This window comes from Kitasatospora sp. NPDC023176, from assembly GCF_055560495.1.
On the sequence record NZ_JBVHIP010000003.1, the window covers coordinates 280774 to 303097 of the forward strand.

A 22324-nucleotide genomic window follows, 5' to 3' on the forward strand; every position below is an offset into this window, starting at 1 on the left:
GAGGGGCGCGCCGGCCGGACCGACGCGCCCCTCGCACGCTGCTCCAGGGCTCAGCCCTGGACCCACTCCTGCTGCCGCGCCAGGTCCGCCTTCACCTCGGCGAGCTGGACCGCGACGGCCGAGGGGGCGGTGCCGCCGCGCCCGTCACGGGCAGCGATGGCGCCGTGCACGCTGAGCACCGTCCGGACCTCGGGGGTCAGGTGCTCGGAGATGGCGGCGAACTGCTCGTCCGTCAGGTCGGACAGCTCGATGCCCTGGGCCTCGCAGACCTTGACGCAGGCCCCGGCCACCTCGTGCGCGACCCGGAACGGCACGCCCTGCTTGACCAGCCACTCGGCGATGTCGGTGGCGAGCGAGAAGCCGGCCGGGGCCAGCTCCTCCAGCCGCTCCCGGTGCACGGTGAGGGTGGCCATCATCCCGGTGAACGCGGGCAGCAGCACCTCCAGGGTGTCGCAGGAGTCGAAGACCGGCTCCTTGTCCTCCTGGAGGTCCCGGTTGTAGGCGAGCGGCAGCGCCTTGAGGGTGGCCAGCAGGCCGGTCAGGTTGCCGATCAGCCGGCCGGACTTGCCCCGGGCCAGCTCGGCGATGTCCGGGTTCTTCTTCTGCGGCATGATCGAGGAGCCGGTGGAGAAGGCGTCGTGCAGGGTGATGAAGCCGAACTCCTTGGTGTTCCAGATGATCACCTCCTCCGCGATCCGGGAGAGGTTGACGCCGATCATCGCGGTGACGAAGGCGAACTCGGCGACGAAGTCGCGCGAGGCGGTGCCGTCGATGGAGTTGCCGACCGAGCCGCCCTCGAAGCCGAGGTCGGCGGCGACGGCCTGCGGGTCGAGGCCGAGCGAGGAGCCGGCCAGGGCGCCGGAGCCGTACGGGGAGACGGCGGTGCGGGCGTCCCACTGGCGCAGCCGCTCGGCGTCCCGGCCGAGGGCCTGCACGTGCGCGAGGACGTGGTGGGCGAAGAGCACCGGCTGGGCGTGCTGGAGGTGGGTGCGGCCCGGCATCGCGGTGTCGGGGTGCGCCTCGGCCAGGCCGACCAGGGCGTGCTGGAGGTCGAGCAGCAGGCCGCCGATGGTCTTGGCGTGGTCCCGCAGGTACATCCGGAACAGGGTGGCGATCTGATCGTTGCGCGAGCGCCCGGCCCGCAGCTTGCCGCCGAGGTCGGCGCCGAGGCGTTCCAGCAGGCCGCGCTCCAGCGCGGTGTGGACGTCCTCGTCGGCGACGGTGCCGACGAAGGTGCCGGCCTGGACGTCGGCGAGCAGCTGGTCGAGTCCGGCCAGCATGCCGGCCAGTTCCTCGTCGGAGAGCAGTCCGGCCTTGTGCAGCACCCGGGCGTGGGCCTTGGAGCCGGCGATGTCGTAGGGGGCGAGGCGCCAGTCGAAGTGGACCGAGGCGGAGAGCCTGGCCAGCGCCTCGGACGGGCCGTCGGCGAAGCGCGCGCCCCAGAGGCGGACGTCGGAGGACTGCTGGGCGGTCATCGCGGTGGCTCCTTCACGCATGTACGATGGGTGGCATAAGTATGCATCACACCGTATGGAACACAAAACCCCGGTCGAAGGGGATCCTTCGACCGGGGTTCGGGGCGCCCGGGGCCTACTGGGCCTTGGCCTGGGCGAGTTGCATCAGGTGGTCGGCCAGCGCCTGGCCGCCGGCCGGGTCGCGGCTGATCAGCAGCACGGTGTCGTCACCCGCGATGGTGCCGATGATCTCGAACACCTCGGCCTGGTCGATCGCCGAGGCGAGGAACTGCGCGGCCCCGGGCGGGGTGCGCAGCACGACCAGGTTGCCGGAGGCGGTCGCGGAGACCATCAGCTCGCCGGCCAGCCGGGCCATCCGGCCCTCGCTGGCCGACTCCCCCATCGGCGCGCGCGGGGTACGGTCGCCGCCCTCGGCGGGGACGGCGTAGATCAGCGCGCCGTCCCGGTTGCGGATCTTGACCGCGCCCAGCTCGTCCAGGTCCCGGGAGAGGGTGGCCTGGGTGACCACGAGTCCGTCATCAGCGAGCAGCTTGGCGAGCTGGCTCTGCGAACGCACGGGCTGGCGGGTGAGCAGGTCCACGATCCGCCGGTGGCGCGCCGTGCGGGTCTGCGGGACCTGCGGCGTCGGGCCGGCGGCTGAGGGGCCGGAACGGGATTCGGTCATGTGATTATTCTCCCGGACAACGGTCAACGCGCATCGGCCGGGGCGCTCTCGCGCACCGTCCGGAGGATGTCCGGCAGCGCGGCGAGGAAGGCGTCCGCCTCCTGCTCGGTGAGCACCAGCGGCGGCGCCAGCCGTACGGCGTCCGGGACGGCCGCGTTCACCAGGAAGCCCGCCTGCTGCGCGACGGCCTGCACCTGGGCCGCGACCGGCCGGGTGAGCACGATGCCGAGCAGCAGGCCGGCTCCGCGCACGTGCGAGACCAGCGGGTCGCCGATCGCCTCGACGCCGTGCCGGAGCCGGTCGCCGATCTTGCGGACGTGCTCCAGCAGGCCCTCGGACTCGATGGTGTCCAGCACCGCGAGCCCGGCCGCGGCGGCCACCGGGTTGCCGCCGAAGGTGGTGCCGTGCTGGCCCGGGGTGAGCAGCTCGGCGGCCGGGCCGAAGGCCAGCACCGCGCCCATCGGCAGGCCGCCGCCGAGCGCCTTGGCCAGGGTGACCACGTCCGGCTCGACGCCCTCGGCGGCCTGGTGGGCGTACCAGTACCCGGTGCGGCCGATGCCGGTCTGGATCTCGTCCAGGACCAGCAGGGTGCCGGTGGCCCGGGTGATCTCGCGGGCGGCCCGCAGGTAGCCGTCGGGCAGCGGGATCGCGCCGTTCTCGCCCTGGATCGGCTCCAGGAAGACGGCGGCGGTCTCAGTGGTGACGGCCGCGCGCAGCGCCTCGACGTCGCCGAACGGGACGTGGGTGACGTCGCCGGGCAGCGGGCGGAACGGCGCCTGCTTGGCGGGCTGGCCGGTGAGTGCGAGGGCGCCCATGGTCCGCCCGTGGAAGCCGCCCTGGAGGGCGACCAGGTGGGTGCGGCCGGTGCGCCGGCTGATCTTGAAGGCGGCCTCGTTGGCCTCCGCGCCGGAGTTGCAGAAGAACACCCGGCCGCCCGCGCGGCCGTCCAGCTCCAGCAGCCGCTCGGCGAGGGCGATGGTCGGCTCGGCCATGAAGAGGTTGGAGACGTGGCCGAGGGTGGCGATCTGCCGACTGACCGCCTCGACCACGGCTGGGTGGGCGGTGCCGAGGGCGTTGACGGCGATGCCGCCGAGCAGGTCGGTGTACTCCTTGCCGTCGGCGTCCCAGAGCTTGACGCCCTCGCCGCGCACCAGCGGGATCCGGGGAGTGCCGTAGTTGTCGGTGAAGGTGTGCTGCCACCGGTCCGTCAGCTGGTCGTTCGCGGTCATGCCAGTCCCCCGGTCACGGTCGGTTCGTCGTCCGGCACGACCATCGTGCCGATGCCCTCGTCGGTGAAGATCTCCAGCAGCAGGCTGTGCTGCACCCGGCCGTCCAGCACACGGGCGGTGCCCACCCCGGAGCGGACGGCGTTCAGGCAGCCCTCCATCTTGGGGAGCATGCCGCTGGCCAGGCCCGGCAGCAGTTCCTGCAGTTCGCTCGCGTTGAGCTGGCTGATCACGTCGTCGGAGTTCGGCCAGTCCTTGTACAGGCCCTCGACGTCGGTCAGCACGACCAGCATCTCGGCGCCGAGCGCGACCGCCAGGGCGGCGGCGGCGGTGTCCGCGTTGATGTTGTAGACGTGGCCGTCGGCGCCGCGGGCGATCGAGGAGATGACCGGGATCCGGCCGTCCCCGATCAGCGCCTTCACCGCGCCGGCCTCGATGTTGACGATGTCGCCGACCAGGCCGATGTCGACCTGCTCGCCGTCCACCACCGCATAGCGCTTGACCGCCGTCATGGTGTGGGCGTCCTCGCCGGTCATGCCGACGGCGAACGGGCCGTGCTCGTTCAGCAGGCCGACCAGCTCGCGCTGCACCTGGCCGGCCAGCACCATCCGGACCACGTCCATGGTCTCGGGGGTGGTGACGCGCAGGCCGTTGGTGAAGCTGGACTCCAGGCCGAGCCGGTCCAGTTGGGCGCTGATCTGCGGGCCGCCGCCGTGCACCACCACCGGGTGCAGGCCGGCGTAGCGGAGGAAGACGACGTCCTGGGCGAAGGCCGACTTGAGGCTCTCGTCGACCATGGCGTTGCCGCCGAACTTGATCACGATGGTCTTGCCGTGGAAGCGCTCCAGCCACGGCAGCGCCTCGATCAGCGTCATGGCCTTGGGCAACGCGGTGTTGTTGCGGGCCTGTTCGCCCTTGGGTGCGATCTGCACGGGATTCCCTCGTCGGAACGGATGTCGCGGATCAGCGGATCAGCGGATCAGCGGAGCGGCGGAGCCGTGGCTCAGCTGGAGTAGGCGCTGTTCTCGTGGACGTAGTCGGCCGTCAGGTCATTGGTCCACAGCGAGGCGCTCGCCGTACCGGCGTTGAGGTTCGCGGTGATGACGACGTCACGGGCCTTCATGTCCACCAGCTCGCGGTCCTCGCCCACGCCGCCGTCCTTGCAGACCCAGACGCCGTTGATGGCCACGTCGAGCCGGTCGGGGTCGAAGGCGGCGCTGGTGGTGCCGATCGCGGACAGCACCCGGCCCCAGTTGGGGTCCTCGCCGTGGATGGCGCACTTGAGCAGGTTGTTGCGGCTGATCGTGCGGGCGACCTCGACGGCCTCGTCCTCGGTGGCGGCACCGGTGACGTCGATCCGGATGTCCTTGCTGGCGCCCTCGGCGTCGCCGATCAGCTGGCGGGCCAGGTCGGCGCTGACGGTGCGGACGGCCTCGGCGAACTCGGCCTGGTCCGGGGCGATGCCGGTGGCGCCGGAGGCGAGCAGCAGCACGGTGTCGTTGGTCGACATGCAGCCGTCGGAGTCGATCCGGTCGAAGGTGGTGCGGGTGGCGCCGCGCAGCGCGGTGTCCAGGGCGGCGTCGTCCAGGTCGGCGTCGGTGGTGAGCACCACCAGCATGGTGGCCAGGCTCGGGGCGAGCATGCCCGCGCCCTTGGCCATGCCGCCGACCGTCCAGCCCGCCGGGCTGGTGAACTGGGCGGTCTTGTGCACGGTGTCGGTGGTCTTGATGGCGATCGCGGCGGCCTCGCCGCCCGTCGGGCTGAGTTCCTGGGCGGCCAGGGTGACGCCGGGCAGCAGCACGTCCATCGGCAGCCGGACGCCGATCAGGCCGGTGGAGGCGACGGCGACCTCGCCGGCGCTGAGCCCCAGCTCCACGGCGACCCGCTCCGCGGTGGCGTGGGTGTCCTGGAACCCGGCCGGGCCGGTACAGGCGTTGGCGCCACCGGAGTTGAGGACGACGGCGGAGACCCGGCCGCCCTTGAGGACCTGCTGGGACCAGAGCACGGGCGCGGCCTTGACCCGGTTGGCGGTGAAGACGCCGGCCGCGGCGAGCGAGGGGCCGTCGTTGACGACCAGGGCGAGGTCCGGGGTGCCGGAGGCCTTGATGCCCGCGGTGACGCCGGCGGCCCGGAAGCCCTTGGCCGCGGTCACGCCGGTGTTCGGGGTGGTCACGGTGCGACTCCGTTCACGGGAAGGCCCAGCTCCTCGGGCAGACCGAGGGCGATGTTCATGCTCTGCACCGCGCCACCCGCGGTGCCCTTGACGAGGTTGTCGATCGCGCTGATCGCGATGACCCGCCCGGCGGTGGCGTCCAGGGCGACCTGGACCAGGGCGGTGTTGGCGCCGTAGACGCTGCTGGTCTGCGGCCACTGCCCCTCGGGCAGCAGGTGGACGAAGGGCTCGTCCGCGTACGCCTCGGCGTAGGCGGCGCGCAGGCTCTCGGCGCTCACGCCCGGCTTCGCCTTGGCGGAGCAGGTGGCGAGGATGCCGCGCGACATCGGGACGAGGGTGGGGGTGAAGGAGACGGTCACCGGCTCGCCCGCGACCGGGGAGAGGTTCTGCACCATCTCCGGGGTGTGCCGGTGCACGCCGCCGACGCCGTACGGGCTGACGCTGCCCATGACCTCGCTGCCGAGCAGGTGGGTCTTGGCGGCCTTGCCCGCGCCGGAGGTGCCGGAGGCGGCGACCACCACGGCCTCCGGCTCGGCGAGCCCGGCCGCGTAGGCGGGGAACAGCGCCAGGGAGACGGCCGTCGGGTAGCAGCCGGGCACCGCGATCCGGTTGCTGCCCTTCAACGCGTGGCGGTGGCCGGGGAGTTCGGGCAGGCCGTAGGGCCAGGTGCCGGCGTGGGCGGAGCCGTAGAACTGCTTCCAGTCGGCGGCGGCCTTGAGCCGGAAGTCGGCGCCGCAGTCGACCACCAGGACGTTCTGGCCGAGGGCCTCGGCGACGGCGGCGGACTGGCCGTGCGGCAGCGCCAGGAACACCACGTCGTGGTCGGCCAGCACCTCGGGGGTGGTGGGCTCGAGCACGCGGTCGGCCAGCGGGATCAGGTGCGGCTGCAGCGCGCCCAGCTTGGTGCCCGCGTTCGAGCCGCCGGTCAGCGCCCCGATCTCCATCTCAGGGTGGCCGAGCAGCAGGCGCAGTACCTCGCCGCCCGCGTACCCGCTCGCGCCGGCGACGGCGACTCGCAATGCCATGGCGTTCCTCCTTTGTCGTGGCATGAATATACGCGTGGGGGAAAATCCATGCAAGACTGGCCGAAGCGGGGCCGGCCCGGGCGGACCCTGGGCCGGCCCGATGGGGCTTGGGCGTCGACGTGCCGACCGCGGACCAGCCCCGGGTGGCGGCGGGCCGGCCCGGGCGTCGACGGGCCGTGCCGGCGAGCGCTACCGCCTGACCGCCCGCAGCACCACGAACTTGGGGTTCCCGGCGACGAGTTGGCAGTTGCCGAACAGCTTGCGCAGCTTGACGTGGTAGCCGAGGTGGCGGTTGCCGACCACCCACAGCTCGCCGCCGGGCCGCAGCGCCCGCCGGGCACCGGTGAACATCCGCCAGGCGGTGGCGTCGGTGGTGGCCTGGTGGGAGTGGAACGGCGGGTTGTTGAGCACCAGGTCCACCGAGCCGGGGGCGAACACCGCCGGGTCGAGCGCGTCCGCGGCGCGGAACTCGGCCGGGGCCTCCGGGCCCAGATTGCTACGGAAGGTCTCCTCGGCGGAGGCCACCGCCTGGTGGGACTCGTCCACGAACACCAGCTCCGCGCCCGGCCCGGCCAGCGCCGCCGCCGTACCGACCACGCCGTTGCCGCAGCCGAGGTCGACCACCCGGTCGCCGGGGGCCGGGGTCGGCAGGTGCGCCAGGAAGAAGCGGGTGCCGATGTCGAGCCGCTCCGCGCAGAAGGTGCCCGCGTGGTTGACCACCGTCCGGCCGGCGGCGGCGCCGATGTCCGGCGGCAGCGCGTAGCGGTGCGGCCACGGGCTGGGGCCCGGGTCGAGCGCCGGGTCGGGGGTGCAGAAGATCAGCCGGGCCTTGCGGACGGCGAGCGAGGTGCGGGTCGGGCCGAGGACCTTCTCGAACAGTTGCAGGGTGGAGGTGTGGATCTCGGTCACCATCCCGGTGCCGATCACCACGGTGCCGGGGTGGATCGCCGGGGCGAGCCGGTGCAACTGGTCCTCCAGCAGGGCCAGGCTCTTGGGCACCCGCACCAGCAGGACGTCGATCCGCTCCGGCGGGGTGTCCCGGGTGGTGAGCAGCCGGCCCTCGTCGACGGCGGCGCCGGCCCGGGCGAGGTTCTCCCTGGTGGCCTGCCGGCCGAGGTGGGAGTCGCTGATCTGGACCGGCTCGTACGGCGCCGGCACGGTGGCCGGGGCGGTGTTCAGCGTGGTGGCCGGGGCAGTCGTCAGTGCAGTGGTCAGCGCGGTGGTCAGCGCGCCCCAGCGGTCGCCGAGGACGACGATCCGGCGGCCGGCCAGCTCGGTGGCGGCGCCGCCGGCACTGCCGGCCTCACCGGCGAGGTGGCGCAGCAGGTATTCGTCGGCGGCGTCCCAGGCCCGCAGCCGCTCGCGCGGGTCCACCGGGAAGCGGGCGAGGTCGAGGGTTCCCCAGGGGGTCGCGAAGGCGGTGGCTGACGGTGACGAGGCGGGCGTGGTCTGCGGATTCATCGTGTTCTCAGGCTATCCGAAGGTCCCCCGGGGAACGGTTTCGGGCAGATACTGGAAGGGCCCGACCGAGAGGGGTGAGGGCGATGGAATGGAAGCTCGAAGTCGTGGTGGTCCCGGTGGCGGACGTCGACCGCGCGAAGCTCTTCTACGAGGAGCAGGCCGGCTTCACCGTGGACCACGACACCCGGTTGCGGGACGGAGTCCGGGTGGTCCAGCTGACTCCCCCCGGCTCCCGCTGCTCGATCGTGGTGGGCACCGGGGTGATCGAATCGGCGCCCGGCTCGGTGAAGGGCCTCCAACTGGTGGTGCCGGACATCGAGAAGGCGCACGCCGAACTCGCGGCGCGCGGCGTGGCCGTCAGCCCCGTCCAGCACTTCGTGGCGGGAGCCCGGGTGAACGGGCACGGCGAGGCCTGGAACAACTTCGTGTTCTTCAACGACCCGGACGGCAACGGCTGGGCCGTCCAGGAGGTGCCCTCCGCCGCGTAGGGCTTGGGTAGGCTCGCGGGATGGCTGAGGACGAGGGAAGCGTGCGGGTGGACGTCTGGGTCTGGTCGGTCCGGCTGGCCAAGACCCGGTCGCTGGCGGCGGCCGCCTGCAAGGCCGGGCACGTCCGGGTGAACGGCGAGCGGGCCAAGCCCGCCCAGCCGCTCAGGGCCGGGGACGAGGTCCGGGTCCGCGAGGAGGGCTACGAGCGGGTCGTGGTGGTGCGCAAGCCGATCCGCAAGCGGGTCGGCGCTCCGGTCGCGGCGGAGTGCCTGATCGACAACAGCCCGCCGCGACCGCCGCGCGAGTTCACCGCGACCTCCTTCGAACGGGACCGCGGCGCCGGGCGCCCGACCAAGCGGGAGCGCCGGGACCTGGACCAGCTGCGCGGACGGTAGCGGCTGGTCGCGGCCGGTGGCCGCCGGGGCTACGCCGAGGTGTCGGTGAGCACCCTGGCGAGGAAGGCGTCGAGGTTGCCCACCGTACGGGCGACCTGCTGCTCCAGCGGCAGCGACTCGTCCGGCCTGGTCACCAGGGCGGACTTCTTCAGCCCCCGGACGTAGAGCGAGCAGGCGAGGTCGGCGCAGATGTACGTGCCGACGGTGTTGCCCTCCCGCCCGGACGCCCCGGCCCGGCGGGCGGCCAGCAGCGCGACGCCCGACCCGGCGTGTGCGGTGATGCACAGCGAGCAGACGTTGGTCTTGGTCAGGCTGCGCCGCACCATCGGCGAGCGCAGCGTCACGCCGACCAGCTCGCCGCCGTACGGCGCCACCAGGTACGCCCGGTCGGGCGCGCCCTGGTCCCGCCAGCCGAGGAAGTCCAAGTCCCCCCAGGGCAGTTCGGCCAGACCCCGGGGCAGGTGGAGCCGCCGGGCCTCGCCCTTGGAGCAGTTGACGAAGGACGCGCGGATCTCGGGGTCGTCGAGGGGTTCCATGCGGCGGAAGCTAACACCGCCCGCCGCGCCCTGTCGCGTCAATTCCTCCCGGTACGCACCGGATGCGCGGCCTGGAGCGCGAGCCGCCCCGGGGCGTCGGCGGGCAGGGGTGGCAGGGAGGGGTGTTCGGTGGTCACGCCGCAGAGTAGCCGGGCCGGTGAGGGGTTGTCAGTGTCCGCACCTAGGCTGCGATGACCGGTCCCGGCGCAGGAGGGAGGCGCCGGGACCGGCCCCTGTCACGGCGTGACGGTGGCGTCGGGCCGCGTCACGGCTTGAGCGCGACGCCCGCGTAGGCGGAGACGTCCTGCCAGCCCTCGGGCAGCTCGGTGGTGCGGAGGTGGCCCGCGGTGGGGCGCCAGAGCGGGAGTTGGACGAGGCCGGGGCCGACGAACTCGAAGTCGCCGAAGAAGGGTTCGACGTCGGCCCGGGGCCGCAGCACCAGCGGGGCACTGGCGCTCTTGTAGATCCGGGTGCCCTCGGCGGCGCTCTCCCGGGAGGCGAAGTCCGGGCTGCCGTGGGAGAGGATCAGGGCGCTGCCGGGGGCGAGCGCGTCGCGCAGGGTCCGGACGATCCGCTGGGCGCCCTCCTCGTCGCGGATGAAGTGCAGGACGGCGACGAGCATCAGCGCGACGGGCTGGGAGAGGTCGACGGCGCCGCACAGTGCGGGGTGGCGCAGGATCGCCTCCGGGTCGCGCAGGTCGGCCTCGATGACCGAGGTGCGCCCGGCGGGGCGGCCGGCCAGCAGGGCGCGGGCGTGGGTGGCGACGATCGGGTCGTTGTCGACGTAGACCACCCGGGCGTCCGGGGCGACCCGCTGGGCGACCTCGTTGGTGGAGCCCACCGCCGGGATGCCGGTGCCGATGTCGATGAACTGGCGGATCCCCCGGCCCGCCGCGAACTCGACGGCCCGGCCGAGGAACTGCCGGTTGGTGCGGGCCAGCAGCGGCAGCGCCGGGTAGGCGGCTATCGCGGCCTGGGCGGCCTTGCGGTCCGCCTCGAAGTTGTCCTTGCCGCCCAGGTAGTAGTCGTACATCCGGGCGGTGTGCGGAACGCCGGTGTCGAGTTCGCTCGGCGGCTGCCAGTCGTCGGTTCTGGCCCACTCCCAGTCGGTGCGGGTGTCCTGGTCGACGGCCGCGGTGTCCTCGTGCGTCATGTTCCGCCCCCAATGCGCAATGCCGGAATGTGCCTACTGCCCCGTAACTCGCGGTGCGCGGTGATCGTATCCAACGACACGCCGTGGAAACAGCGGGAGTTCAGGTTTACGCAACACCCGCGCAGCGGAGTGTGTGCACGTCAAAGGCGATCCGGAGGACGCGCACGGACGGCGGCGCCGGATCGCCCGGCGGGGCCGTCCTCTCTATGCTGACTGCCGATGACTGCCGACCGCCGCACCGTACTGCGCACCGCCGCCAAGCTGGCCGCCCTGTCCGCCGCGGGGGGGCTCCTCACGTCCTGCGACAGCGGCACGCCCCGCCGAGCCGACACCGGGGGGCTCGCCGCGCACCCCGGCAGCGTCGACCCCCAGCACACCACCGACCCGGCCTGGAACGGCGGGGAGGGGCCCGCCTCCTCCGCCCCGGGCGAGCCGCGCCCCGACGCCGAGCCGACCCCGGCCGCCGCCCGGGCCTCCGCCCCGCCGACGCCGCCCGCGCTGACACCGCTGGCGGCCGGCACTCCGTACGAGGTGGTGCACGGGCCGCGTACCGGCAAGAACGTGGCGCTCACCTGCCACGGCAGCGGCGACCCGAAGCTCGCCACCGCCCTGCTGGAGGCGGCCGAGCAGCGCGGCGTCAAGCTGACCGTGATGGCGGTCGGCAGTTGGCTGGACCAGCAGCCGCAGATGGCCCGGCGGATCCTGGACGGCGGCCACGAGCTGGGCAACCACACCCAGAACCACCTGAACATCTCCGCGATGTCGCCGGAGCAGGCCCGCGCCGAGATCGCCCAGTGCGCCGACCGGCTGCAGAAGCTGACCGGCTCGATCGGGCGCTGGTTCCGCCCCTCCGCCGCGCAGTATGCCACCTCGGTGGTGACCGAGCAGGCCAAGGCCGTCGGCTACGAGCACGTGCTGTCCTTCGACGTCGACCCGCGCGACTACAACGACCCGACCGCCGCCGAACTGCAGCGCCGGGTGCTGAACGGGGTGCGCGGCGGCTCGGTGGTGGCCCTGCACATGAGCCACCAGTGCACCATCGACGCGCTGCCGGCGATCCTGGACGGGCTGGCGAAGGCGGGGCTCAAGCCGGTCACGGCCAGCCAGCTGTGCGCCTGAACGGCCCCGTCCGCCGGTCAGACCATCGGGTCGTCGTCCTTGTACGGGCGCAGCCGCAGCGTCCGGGCGTCGGCCGCGCGGATGGCGTCCGCCCGGGCGACCAGCTCCTCCAGGTCGTCCCGCCCCGCGTGGATGAACCGCCCGTGCAGCGCGTCGAAGCGGCCGCGGGCGGCGTCCACGGTGACCGCGACCACGTACGGGATCGAGCCCCAGGCCTTCATGTCCCGGAACATCGGCATCCCCGCGGTCATGTCGGTGGCCACCGCGCCGGGGCTGATGTCGAGCACCACGACGTCGTGCCGGGCCAGCGAGTCCGCCATGTTGTCGGAGAGCTGGAGCAGCGCGCCCTTGGAGGTCGCGTACGCGGTGTACTCGCCGTCCGGGCGCAGCGCGAAGCCGGAGTTGAGGTTGACCACCCGGCCGCGGCGGCGGGCGACCATGCCGGGCAGGACGCAGCGCAGCAGGTTGTAGGGGCCGCGCAGGTTGGTCTCGATCACCTGCCACCACTGGTTGGGGTCGGTCTCCCAGAGCGGCACCTCGGCGCGGTCGACCAGGCCGGCGTTGTTGACCAGCAGGTCGATCGGGCCGAGGTCGCGCTCGATCAGCCGGACGGCCTCGCGCACCGAGCCGGGGCGGCAGACGTCGGCGGTGACGGCGACGCCCCGGGAGCCGTGCTTGACGCACTCCTTGAGGGTGTCGGTCAGCGTCTCGTGGGTGCGGCCGACCAGTCCGACGGCCATGCCCTCGGCGGCCAGGCCGATGGCGATCTCCCGGCCGATGCCCCGGCCGCCGCCGGTGACCAGTGCGACCTGTCCTGTGAGCGATCCCGTCGGCACCGTGTGCTCCCTTCCCGTCCCCGGCCCCCGTCTGCGGCATTCTGTCGGGCGCCGGGCGGCGGCGGCTCCGGGCACACGCGCGGGCGGCCGGGCCTCACCCGATCGGGGGTCCGTTCCGGCTGGCACTGTGCCGGGGAGGGGGTGACCTACTGGCCGGTACGGAGTAGTAACGTCGTCGGGGCGGTGACCGGTGCACCCATTCCGGTTCACCGACCCGTTGACCAGCAGCTCGCTGGGCCACCAGTTCGCTGGGCGACCCCCAGCACCACCGAAGGGCAACTGAGTGAGTGACATCGCGCGCGTCGGAGTAGTGGGCTGCGGCCTGATGGGGTCGGGCATCGCCGAGGTCTTCGCCCGGGCCGGGCTGGACGTCATGGTGTCGGAGGCCAGCGGTGAGGCGCTGGAGTTCGGGCGCACCCGGCTGACCAACTCCCTGGAGACGGCGGTCAAGCGCGGCAAGCTGACCCCCGAGCAGCGGGACGAGGCGATGTCCCGGCTGTCCTTCACCGTCGAGCTGTCCGACTTCGCCGACCGCGACCTGGTGGTCGAGGCGGTCGCCGAGCGCGAGGACATCAAGGTCAAGATCTTCCAGACCCTGGACCAGGTGATCGAGCGCCGCGACGCGATCCTGGCGTCCAACACCTCCTCGATCCCGATCGTGAAGCTGGCCGCCGCCACCTCCCGCCCGGAGCAGGTCATCGGCCTGCACTTCTTCAACCCGGCGCCGGTGCAGAAGCTGGTCGAGGTCATCCCGACGCTGACCACCTCGGCGACCACCACCGAGCGGGTCGAGGCCTTCGCCACCCAGGTGCTCGCCAAGGAGCCGATCCGGGCCCGCGACCGGGCCGGCTTCGTGGTCAACGCGCTGCTGGTGCCGTACCTGCTGTCCGCGGTGCGGATGTTCGAGTCGGGCGTGGCCACCGCCGCGGACATCGACAAGGGCATGGAGGCCGGCTGCGCCCACCCGATGGGCCCGCTGCGGCTGTGCGACCTGATCGGCCTGGACACCATCGTGTCGATCGCCGAGTCGATGTACGACGAGTACAAGGAGCCGCTGTACGCCGCTCCCCCGCTGCTGTCCCGGATGGTCGACGCCGGCCTGCTGGGCCGCAAGTCCGGCCGCGGCTTCTACGACTACACCGCGAGCGCCTGAGCCTCGACGGAAAGGGGCGCGCCCGTACCGGTCTCCGGTACGGGCGCGCCCCTTTCCGACTGCCTGACGTGCCGCGCTACTTGACCCCGGCCTCCGCGCAGGCCTCGGCGTACTGCTGGGTGCAGATGTCGGACGCCTTGTAGAGCCCGCCGCCGACGACCGTGGCCTCCACCTTCGGCTTGGTCACCACGATCGGGGTGAGCAGCAGCGAGGGGATCTTCAGCCCGCCGCTGTCGGTGAGCGTGGCGGCGGTCGTGCTGATGTCCATGCCCTCGGCCAGCTGGACGGCGATGCTGCCCGCCGCGTCCGTCTCGGGCTTGTACGGCTTGTAGATGGTGTAGGCCTGCTCGCCGGTGAGCACCCGGCGGACCGCGTCGATGGAGGCGTCCTGGCCGCCGACCGGCACGTTCTTGATGCCTGCGGCCTTCAGGGCCTCGATGACGGCGGCGGCCATGCCGTCGTTCGCGGCGTACACGGCCTGGATGCCGTTCTTCCCGAGGCTCCGGATGGCCTCGTTCGTCTTCTCCGTGGCCACGTCCGGCTTCCACTCGCCGGACTGCTCGTAGGCGATCTTGACCCGGCCGTCCAGTGCCAGGTGCGCGCCCGCCTTGAACTGCGCGGCGTTGGGGTCGGATTCGGCGCCGTCGATCATCACGACGTTGGCCGAGGAGGCCTTCGAGCCGAGCGCGTCGAGCAGGGCCTGGCCCTGGAGCTGACCGGTCTGCTGGTTGTCGAAGGAGACGTACGCGGCGACCTTGCCCTGGGCCAGCCGGTCGTAGGCGACGACCTTCACGCCCTTGGCGTTGGCGGCGTCCACCCACGGGGCGGTGAGCTTGGCGTCGACCGGGTCGAGCAGGATGACCTTGGCGCCCTTGGCGAGCATGTCGTCGAACTGTTTCTTCTGGACAGTGGCGTCGCCGCCCGCGTTGGCGTAGCTCACCGTGCACTTGGCGCAGAGGCCGGTCACCGTCTGCTCGATCAGGGGCTTGTCGAACGCGTCGTACCGGGTGGAGGACGTGCTCTCCGGCAGCAGCAGACCGATGCCCTCGCCACCTCCGCCTCCGCCGGCCGCCGGCGTCTGGCTCGCCACCGTCTGGCCGCAGGCCGTGAGGGCGAGTGCGAGCGACACGGCGGCCGTGCCCGTGGCCGCGAGACGCATGGGTCTGATCATGATCGGTGGTGCCTCCTGTACTGCGCCGCAACCCTGCGACAGGGGACGGAGTCAAGCGCCACCGGGCGAATGCGTCAATGCGGGAGGGATCGTTCGTTATGCCCCTGCTCGATTCGTTACGGGATGAACAGGAATTTCACAGGCCCTTGGGGTTTTCGCGGGGGGGGGGACGATCGAACGCCGAGATGGCGGGAGACCCGGGGGAACGGTCTCCCGCCACCGCGCCGACCTGGGCGTCAGCTATTGATGGCGTAGCTGTCGCCGTAGACCTTCCACTTGAGCGGCGGGTTGAGGTCGAAGTTCTTGGCGTTGAGGAACACCGACTGCTCGGTGTCGACCCGGCTGGTGTCGGAGTGCGCCTCCTCCTTCTTCATGACCACCTTGCGGGCGTCCAGGAAGGCCTTGAGGTAGGCGGCTTCGTCGCCGCCCTGGGCGGGCGTCCTGGCCTTCTTCATGGCGGCGGCGCGGATGCCGCCGAAGCTGTCGGAGCTGTTGCCGGGGCCGTGCATGACGATGGCGTCGTAGTAGGCGAACTGGCCGAGCGCGCGCAGGCCGTCGGACTTGGCCTGGCTGACGGCGGGGTTGAAGTACACCCGGTCGCGCTCGTCGTTCTGGGCCTGCTGGAAGACGGTGTCCCTGGCGGCGGTCGCCCAGTCGTTGACGAAGGGGGTGCCGAGGCCGGAGTGCGAGGCGCTGCCGTTGACCTTCTTCAGCGCGGGCAGGTACTTGGCGAGGACGTTGCCGGGCTTGAGGTCGGTGTAGTGCTGGACCAGGTCCAGCATGTCGCCGGTGCCGGAGCAGAACCCGATGATGCCGGCGGTGTAGCCGCGGCCGTCACCGATGTCCTCGATGTACTTGTACTGGGCCTTCCAGTCCAGCGAGGAGTTCTCGGCGCTGGACACCAGCTGCATCGCGATGTCCTTCTTGTGCGGGTCGTCGAGGCCGACACCCTTGAGCTGGACGGACGGTGCGGGCGCGGGCGCGGCCTGGGCGGCCGAGGTGGCCGCGACGGTGAGGGGCGCGGCCACCAGGGCGGCGGCGAGGGCTATGCGGAGGGCGCGACGGGGCTGAGGACGCATGGGACGCTCCGATTCCTCGTGGGTTAGGAAACCTTCCTAACGAGAAGGAAACGCCCGGGAACCCCGATCCCGCAAGGGTTTTGACAACGCCACTTCAAAGAGCTGCCGACGGTGCAGGTCAGACCGCCCGACGCCGCACCCACCAGAGCGCCGCCGCGCAGAGGACCACGGCGAGCAGGATCGTCCAGCCGGCCTCGATGAACTGGAACGGCCAGTACCGGTCCGCCGGTTGGTACATCTCGTGTGCGGTGTAGCCGCCGTCGCGCACCATCGCCTGCCACTGGGCGAAGGTGTCACCGCGGTTGTAGAAGTCGTCCGCGGAGATCCGGGTGCCGGCCGGGTCGGAGAACCAGGTGCTCAGCACCCAGCGGTCGTCCAGCGGCAGGGACGTCATGGAGTGCAGCGAGTCCTGCAGCGGCGCCATGTAGTGCGGGCGCACGGCCTGGGCGAGGAACGGCAGCGCGACCGAGGCCGCCAGGCCGAGGCCCACCGCGATCAGCGTGCGACGCAGCACCGCGCCGGCCAGCACCGCGACCCCGAAGCCCACCAGCACCCGGCCGACCAGCACCGGCGATGCCAGGATGAAGAGCTGCGGGTTGAAGTCCCCGCCCTTGAGCGCCAGCGGCTCGCTCCACCAGCGCAGCAGCACGCCGAACAGTGCCGCGACGACGGCCAGCGCCCCGCCGCTCACCAGCAGCCCGCCCATCGTCCAGCGGGTCCGCCCGGCGCCCTGGGTCCAGGCGAAGCGCACCGTGCCGTGCTCGAACTCCCGCGCCAGCAGCGGGCCGCCGAGGAACGCGCCGAAGGCGCCACCGACGACGAAGAACACGGTTTCGAGCGGCAGCATGCTCTGGCCGTACTGGCGCGTGAACTGCTTGTACTTGGCCGTGCAGACGTCGGTGGCCGGGTCGCAGCCGGCGGCCCCCGTCCGGTCCAGTCCGGTGTGCAGGTACCAGCCGTGCAGCAGCAGGGCGAGCGAGATCGCCCCCATCACGGTCAGCAGGGTCAGCACCGCCGGCCGGTGGCGCAGCCCGGCCGCCCGCAGCACGGCGGAGCGGGGCGGGGCGAGGGTGATCGAGCTCACGACAGTACCTTCTGGTTCGTACGGACGGCGCCGCGCGGGCCGGGCAGGGCCGAGGCGGTCGGCTCGCGCAGGTACGCGAGCACCAACTCCTCGAGGCCGATGCGCTGTTGGCGCCAGCCCTCGGAGACCGGCGCGTCCACGCCGCCGGTGCGCACCAGCAGGTGGGACTGGGCCCCGGCCCGGCGGTCGCGGACCACCGGCAGGCGCTCGGCGACCGCGTCCGCCTCGGCGGTGGGGCCGGTGAGCATCCGGTGACCGGCGGTCAGGTCGTCCACCTCGCCCGCCACCTGGACCCGGCCGCCGGCCAGCACCACCAGGTAGTCGCAGCTCTGCTCCAGTTCGTTGACGGCGTGCGAGGAGAACAGCACCGAGAGGCCGTCCTCGGCCACCGCGGTGAGCAGCACGGACATGAAGTCGTGCCGGGCGAGCGGGTCGAGGGCGGCCAACGGCTCGTCCAGGAGCAGCAGTTCGGGGCGCTTGGCGAGAGCCAGGGCGAGCGAGACCTGCGCCTGCTGGCCGCCGGAGAGCCGGCCGTACTTGCGGTCCAGCGGGATGCCGAGGCCGTCCAGGTGGGTGCGCGCCCGGGTGTCGTCCCAGCGCCGGTTGAGGTGGCGGCCCATCGCGAGCAGGTCGCGTACGGGCAGGCCGGGGTAGAGCGCGGCGTTCTGAGCGACGAAGCCGATCCGGTCCAAGGCCCTCGGGGAGCCGGGGAGTTGGTCTCCGAGGACGGTCATCGCACCCTCGCTGGGCAGGGTGAGCCCGGCGGCCAGGCTGAGCAGGGTGGTCTTGCCGGCGCCGTTCGGGCCGACCAGGGCCACCACATGGCCCGCCGGGACGGCGAGGTGGCAGTCCCGCAGCGCCCAGGAGCGGCGGTAGCGCTTGCCGATGCCGCCGCAGTCGATCACGGTGTCCGTCGTCATCACGCCACCACCCCGTCCCGGCCCTCACGCAGGTCGCGCAGCGCGTCCTCGAACACCGCGACCATCCCCCCTTCGTCCAGCCCGGCGGTCCGCGCCGAGCGCATCCAGTCCAGCAACCCCCGCCGCAGCGCGGCCCGTTCGCGCAGCGGCACCACTCCGGCGGGCAGCCCGCGCACGAAGGTGCCCTGGCCGCGCCGGCCGGCCGCCAGGCCACGGTGTTCCAGCTCCCGGTAGGCCTTGAGCACGGTGTTGGGGTTGATCGCCAGCCCGGCGACCACCTCGCGCACCCGGGGCAACCGGTCCCCCTCCGTCAACCAGCCCATCCGCAAGGCCTGTTCGACCTGCTGCACGAGCTGCAGATAGGTCGGGACGCCGGAGGCCGGGTCCAGGCGGAACTCGATGGGCGAGGGCTGGTCCTCAGCTTTATCTACTTCCATAGGTAAAGAGATAAAGGATGGGATGACAGCTCGTCAAGCCGGAACAGCCGGAACGGATGGAACAGGCGGAGAGAACGCCAAAAGGGCCCCACACCCGCCTCGCGGCAAGGTGTGGGGCCCTCTCGGGCGTTCCGCGGATCAGGCCCCGCGCAGCACCGCGCCGGTGCGGCCGACCGCCTCGGCGACGGCCGCCTCGCGGGCGGCGGTGGCCTCGTCGGCGGTCAGGGTACGGTCGGCGGCGCGGAAGCGCAGCGCGTACGCCAGCGACTTCTTGCCCTCGCCGACCTGCTCGCCGGTGAACACGTCGAACAGCCGGATGGCCTCCAGCAGTTCGCCCGCGCCCGAACGCAGCGCCGCCTCGACCTCGGCAGCCGGCACGGCGGTGTCGACGATCAGCGCGACGTCCTGGGTGGCCACCGGGAAGCCGGAGACCGCCGGGCCTTCGACCTTCACCGGGCCGTCGGCCGTCAGCAGGTCGATGTCGAGCTCCATCGCCGCCGAACGGGCCGGCAGGCCGAGCGCCTTGACCACGCGCGGGTGCAGCTCACCGGCGTGGCCGACCACCCGGTCGGTGCCGGCGACCACCAGCTCGGCGCAGCGGCCCGGGTGCCAGGGCGCCAGCTGGCCCTGGCGGACGGTCAGCTCGACGCCGGCCGCGCGGGCCACCGTACGGGCCGCCTCGACCGCGTCCGCCCAGGAGGCCTGGGCGCCCTTGCCCCACCAGCCGGAGGGCAGCCGCTCGCCCGCGAGGGCGACGGCGACCCGGCGCGGCTGGTCCGGCAGCGCGGCGTCCAGCGCGGCCAGCTCCGCGTCGCTCGGCCGGCGGTCGACGGCCGGGCGCGGGGCCACGGTCAGCTCGTCCTTCGGCAGGAACACCGTGCCGGTCTCGAAGATCGCCAGGTCGGTGTTGCCCCGGCCGATGTTGCGGCGCAGTGCGCCGAGCAGGCCCGGCAGCATGGTGGTGCGCAGCGACGGTTCCTCGTCGTTGAGCGGGTTCACCAGCGTGACGGTACGGCGCCGGCGGTCCTCCGGCTCCAGGCCGAGCGCCTCGAAGGCGGCCTCGCCGAGGAACGGGTAGTTGTTGACCTCGACGTAGCCGGCCCCGGCCAGCGCCACGCCGATCCGGCGGTGGACCCGCTGGGCCTCGGTCAGGCCCTTGCCCGGCGGGACGTTCGGCATCCGGGCGGGGACGTTGTCGTAGCCCTCCAGCCGGATGACCTCCTCGGCGAGGTCGTACGGGTCGGTGAGGTCGGGCCGCCAGGTCGGCGGGGTGACCTCCAGGACGTCGGCGCCCGCGACCGAGCAGCCGATCTCCTGCAGGCGCCGGGTGACGGTCTCGCGGCCGTACGCCGTGCCGGCCACCCGGTCCGGCAGGTCGGCGGCGATGGTGATGGTGCGCACCGGGTGCGGGGCCGCGATGTCGGTGACCCCGGCCTCGGCGGTGCCGCCGGCGATCAGCACCAGCAGGTCGACGGCGCGCTGCGCGGCGGCGCGGGCGGCCTCCGGGTCGACGCCGCGCTCGAAGCGCTTGGACGCCTCGGAGGGCAGCTTGTGCCGCTTGGCGGTGCGGGCGATGGAGACCGGGTCGAAGTGCGCGGCCTCGATGATCACCTCGGTGGTGCCCGGACCGGCGGCCGGGTCGAGGATCTCGGTGGAGGCGCCGCCCATGACCCCGGCCAGGCCGATCGGGCCGCTGGTGTCGCAGATCAGCAGGTCGTCGGCGGCGAGCTTGCGCTCGACGCCGTCCAGGGTGGTGAGGGTCTCGCCCTCGGCCGCCCGGCGGACCGTGATCGGGCCGGCCACGCGCTGCCTGTCGTAGGCGTGCAGCGGCTGGCCGACCTCCAGCATCACGTAGTTGGTGATGTCGACGGTCAGCGAGATCGGGCGGATACCCGCCTTCTGCAGGCGGCGCTGCAGCCAGATCGGCGACTTGGCGGTCGGGTCGACGCCGACGACCGTACGGGCCACGAAGCGGTCGCAGCCGGCCGGGTCGCTGACCTTGACCAGGTAGCCGAAGGAGTTGGCCGGCGGCACGTCGAGCAGCGCCGGGTCGGCCAGCGGCAGCCCGTACGCGGCGGCGGCCTCCCGGGCCACGCCGCGCATCGACAGGCAGTAGCCGCGGTCCGGGGTGACGGCGATGTCCAGCACGTCGTCGACCAGCTGGAGCAGCTCGATGGCGTCCGTGCCGGGCTCGTACTCGGGCGGGAGCACGATGATGCCGTTGTGGTCGTCGCCCATGCCCAGCTCGCGGGCGGAGCAGATCATGCCGGCCGAGGTGTGGCCGTAGGTCTTGCGGGCCGCGATCGGGAACGGGCCGGGCAGCACGGCGCCCGGGAGCACGACCACGACCTTGTCGCCGACGGCGAAGTTGGTCGCGCCGCAGACGATCTCCTGCGGCGCGCCGGTGCCGTTGGCGTCGCCGACGTTGACGAAGCAGTGCCGGATCGGCTTCTTGAAGCCGGACAGCTCCTCGATGGAGAGCACCTCGCCGACCACCAGGGGGCCCTTGAAGTCGGCGCCGAGCTGCTCGACGGTCTCGACCTCCAGGCCGGCCCGGACCAGGCGCTCGGCTACGTCGCGGCCGGTCTCACCGGCCGGAAGGTCGACGTACTCGCGCAGCCAGGAAAGCGGGACGCGCATCAGATCTCCATCCCGAACGGGAGGGTGAAGCGCACGTCACCCTCGACCATGTCGCGCATGTCGGCGACGTTGTGACGATTCATCAGGATCCGCTCCAGGCCCAGGCCGAAGGCGAACCCGCTGTAGCGGTTCGGGTCCACGCCGCAGGCGACCAGCACCCGGGGGTTGACCACGCCGCAGCCGCCGAGCTCGATCCAGCCCTCGGAGGAGCAGGTGCGGCACGGGCGGTCCGGGTTGCCGACGCTCTCGCCGTGGCACACGAAGCACTGCAGGTCGATCTCGGCGCTCGGCTCGGTGAACGGGAAGTACGAGGGGCGCCAGCGCAGCTCCAGGCCACCGCCGATCAGCTTCTCGACCAGCACCTCGATGGTGCCCTTGAGGTCGGCGAAGGTGATGCCCTCGTCGACGGCGAGTCCCTCGACCTGGCGGAACACCGGGGTGTGGGTGGCGTCCAGCTCGTCCGTCCGGTAGACCCGGCCGGGGCAGACCACGTACACCGGGGGCTCGCGGTCGAGCAGGGTGCGGGCCTGGACCGGGGAGGTCTGGGTGCGCAGCACCACGCCGGAGTCGGCGGAGCCGTCCGGGGCCTGGACGAAGAACGTGTCCTGCATCGAGCGGGCCGGGTGGTCCGGGCCCAGGTTGAGGGCGTCGAAGTTCAGCCACTCGGCCTCGACCTCGGGGCCCTCCGCCACCTGGTAGCCCATCGCGACGAAGGTGTCCTCGATGCGCTCGGCCAGCGTGGTCAGCGGGTGCCGGGCGCCGCGCGGGGCGCGGTCGTACGGCAGGGTGACGTCCACCGCCTCCTCGACCAGCACGCGGGCGTCCCGCTCCGCCTCCAGCTCGGCCTGCCGCTTGGCGAGCGCCTGGTTGACGGCGCCGCGGGCCTGGCCGATCAGCTTGCCTGCGGCGGCCTTGGCGTGCGGCGGAAGGGCGCCGATCTCGCGGTTGGCGAGGGAGAGCGCGGAGCGGTCGCCGATGTGGGCGACCTTGGCCTGCTTCAGCTCGTCCAGGGAACCGGCGGCGGCGAAGGCGGCGATCGCCTCGTCCCGCGCCTGCTCCACCACCTCGGGCTTCAGGGCCTCGACCTCGACCGGGTCGTACGACTTGTTGGGTGCCGACATCTCTATCTTTCCCGTGCTCCTGCTCGTCCGTACTCAGGTGTGGGCTCGCCTTCGCGTCACGCCCGGCGGGGCCGGGGCGCGGGCAGCCGGTCTCCGTGCTTACGGGGAGGGGTGTCCGCGGCACAGCCGCACAGGGCGTTGCGCAACGCCAAAGGTCGAGTGTAGTCG

The 22324-nt window shown here is 72.7% G+C and carries 21 protein-coding genes; 4 read left to right on the forward strand and 17 right to left on the reverse strand.

Annotated features, from left to right (window positions below; translation table 11 throughout):
- Positions 1-50: 50 nt before the first annotated feature.
- The 7 genes from argH to ACZ3YL_RS07305 all read right to left on the reverse strand — a co-directional run bounded on the left by argH (position 51) and on the right by ACZ3YL_RS07305 (position 8024).
- The gene (gene argH / locus ACZ3YL_RS07275; protein WP_188303077.1) at positions 51-1475 is read right to left on the reverse strand and encodes an argininosuccinate lyase; all 1425 of its coding nucleotides are present in this window, start codon (positions 1473-1475) and stop codon (positions 51-53) included.
- A gap of 115 nt (positions 1476-1590) precedes the next feature.
- Positions 1591-2139, reverse strand: a complete 549-nt coding sequence (locus ACZ3YL_RS07280; protein WP_188303078.1) for an arginine repressor — start codon at positions 2137-2139, stop codon at positions 1591-1593.
- A 23-nt stretch (positions 2140-2162) separates the two neighbouring features.
- Positions 2163-3368 (reverse strand): acetylornithine transaminase, encoded by a 1206-nt coding sequence (locus tag ACZ3YL_RS07285; RefSeq protein ID WP_465656015.1) that lies wholly within the window; start codon positions 3366-3368, stop codon positions 2163-2165.
- Positions 3365-4240 (reverse strand): acetylglutamate kinase, encoded by an 876-nt coding sequence (argB, locus tag ACZ3YL_RS07290; protein ID WP_188303096.1) that lies wholly within the window; start codon positions 4238-4240, stop codon positions 3365-3367. Before argB ends, ACZ3YL_RS07285 begins: the two co-directional genes overlap by 4 nt.
- A 128-nt stretch (positions 4241-4368) precedes the next feature.
- Positions 4369-5538 carry a bifunctional glutamate N-acetyltransferase/amino-acid acetyltransferase ArgJ gene (argJ, locus tag ACZ3YL_RS07295; protein ID WP_188303080.1) on the reverse strand — a complete coding sequence of 390 codons (1170 nt, stop codon included), beginning with the start codon at positions 5536-5538 and terminating at the stop codon, positions 4369-4371.
- Positions 5535-6563 carry an N-acetyl-gamma-glutamyl-phosphate reductase gene (gene argC / locus ACZ3YL_RS07300; RefSeq protein ID WP_188303081.1) on the reverse strand — a complete coding sequence of 343 codons (1029 nt, stop codon included), beginning with the start codon at positions 6561-6563 and terminating at the stop codon, positions 5535-5537. The genes argJ and argC overlap by 4 nt, the downstream gene beginning before the upstream one ends.
- Positions 6564-6752: 189 nt before the next feature.
- Positions 6753-8024, reverse strand: a complete 1272-nt coding sequence (locus ACZ3YL_RS07305) for a methyltransferase (RefSeq protein WP_465656018.1) — start codon at positions 8022-8024, stop codon at positions 6753-6755.
- 83 nt (positions 8025-8107) lie between these two features.
- Between ACZ3YL_RS07305 and ACZ3YL_RS07310 the strand changes: the two genes are divergently transcribed.
- Complete coding sequence (locus tag ACZ3YL_RS07310) at positions 8108-8512, forward strand: VOC family protein (protein WP_188303083.1); 405 nt, start codon at positions 8108-8110, stop codon at positions 8510-8512.
- Between the two features lie 20 nt (positions 8513-8532).
- The gene (locus ACZ3YL_RS07315; protein ID WP_188303084.1) at positions 8533-8907 is read left to right on the forward strand and encodes an RNA-binding S4 domain-containing protein; all 375 of its coding nucleotides are present in this window, start codon (positions 8533-8535) and stop codon (positions 8905-8907) included.
- A 29-nt stretch (positions 8908-8936) separates the two neighbouring features.
- Here ACZ3YL_RS07315 and ACZ3YL_RS07320 read toward each other — a convergent pair whose 3' ends face one another.
- Positions 8937-9443: an FBP domain-containing protein gene (locus ACZ3YL_RS07320; protein WP_465656021.1), complete on the reverse strand. Its 507-nt coding sequence runs from the start codon at positions 9441-9443 to the stop codon at positions 8937-8939.
- 265 nt (positions 9444-9708) lie between these two features.
- Positions 9709-10596: an SAM-dependent methyltransferase gene (locus ACZ3YL_RS07325; RefSeq protein WP_465656023.1), complete on the reverse strand. Its 888-nt coding sequence runs from the start codon at positions 10594-10596 to the stop codon at positions 9709-9711.
- A 219-nt stretch (positions 10597-10815) separates the two neighbouring features.
- Here ACZ3YL_RS07325 and ACZ3YL_RS07330 point away from each other — a divergent pair, with 219 nt between their 5' ends.
- Positions 10816-11715, forward strand: a complete 900-nt coding sequence (locus ACZ3YL_RS07330) for a polysaccharide deacetylase family protein (protein ID WP_188303087.1) — start codon at positions 10816-10818, stop codon at positions 11713-11715.
- A gap of 17 nt (positions 11716-11732) precedes the next feature.
- Here ACZ3YL_RS07330 and ACZ3YL_RS07335 read toward each other — a convergent pair whose 3' ends face one another.
- Positions 11733-12551 carry an SDR family NAD(P)-dependent oxidoreductase gene (locus ACZ3YL_RS07335; RefSeq protein WP_188303088.1) on the reverse strand — a complete coding sequence of 273 codons (819 nt, stop codon included), beginning with the start codon at positions 12549-12551 and terminating at the stop codon, positions 11733-11735.
- Between the two features lie 283 nt (positions 12552-12834).
- Between ACZ3YL_RS07335 and ACZ3YL_RS07340 the strand changes: the two genes are divergently transcribed.
- On the forward strand, positions 12835-13704 hold the full coding sequence (locus tag ACZ3YL_RS07340) for a 3-hydroxybutyryl-CoA dehydrogenase (RefSeq protein ID WP_465656026.1): 870 nt from the start codon (positions 12835-12837) through the stop codon (positions 13702-13704).
- Between the two features lie 76 nt (positions 13705-13780).
- Here ACZ3YL_RS07340 and ACZ3YL_RS07345 read toward each other — a convergent pair whose 3' ends face one another.
- The 7 genes from ACZ3YL_RS07345 to pheS all read right to left on the reverse strand — a co-directional run bounded on the left by ACZ3YL_RS07345 (position 13781) and on the right by pheS (position 22156).
- Complete coding sequence (locus tag ACZ3YL_RS07345; protein WP_223241811.1) at positions 13781-14863, reverse strand: sugar ABC transporter substrate-binding protein; 1083 nt, start codon at positions 14861-14863, stop codon at positions 13781-13783.
- Between the two features lie 248 nt (positions 14864-15111).
- Positions 15112-15954 carry a chitosanase gene (locus ACZ3YL_RS07350; RefSeq protein ID WP_465656028.1) on the reverse strand — a complete coding sequence of 281 codons (843 nt, stop codon included), beginning with the start codon at positions 15952-15954 and terminating at the stop codon, positions 15112-15114.
- Positions 15955-16072: 118 nt separating this feature from the next.
- Positions 16073-17038, reverse strand: coding sequence for a hypothetical protein (locus ACZ3YL_RS07355; RefSeq protein ID WP_465656030.1), 966 nt, complete (start codon positions 17036-17038; stop codon positions 16073-16075).
- Positions 17035-17958: an ATP-binding cassette domain-containing protein gene (locus ACZ3YL_RS07360; protein WP_188303093.1), complete on the reverse strand. Its 924-nt coding sequence runs from the start codon at positions 17956-17958 to the stop codon at positions 17035-17037. The genes ACZ3YL_RS07355 and ACZ3YL_RS07360 overlap by 4 nt, the downstream gene beginning before the upstream one ends.
- On the reverse strand, positions 17958-18395 hold the full coding sequence (locus ACZ3YL_RS07365) for a GntR family transcriptional regulator (protein ID WP_465656033.1): 438 nt from the start codon (positions 18393-18395) through the stop codon (positions 17958-17960). Before ACZ3YL_RS07365 ends, ACZ3YL_RS07360 begins: the two co-directional genes overlap by 1 nt.
- A 138-nt stretch (positions 18396-18533) precedes the next feature.
- On the reverse strand, positions 18534-21035 hold the full coding sequence (pheT, locus tag ACZ3YL_RS07370) for a phenylalanine--tRNA ligase subunit beta (protein ID WP_465656035.1): 2502 nt from the start codon (positions 21033-21035) through the stop codon (positions 18534-18536).
- Positions 21035-22156: a phenylalanine--tRNA ligase subunit alpha gene (gene pheS, locus ACZ3YL_RS07375; RefSeq protein WP_188309650.1), complete on the reverse strand. Its 1122-nt coding sequence runs from the start codon at positions 22154-22156 to the stop codon at positions 21035-21037. Before pheS ends, pheT begins: the two co-directional genes overlap by 1 nt.
- Between the last annotated feature and the right edge of the window lie 168 nt (positions 22157-22324).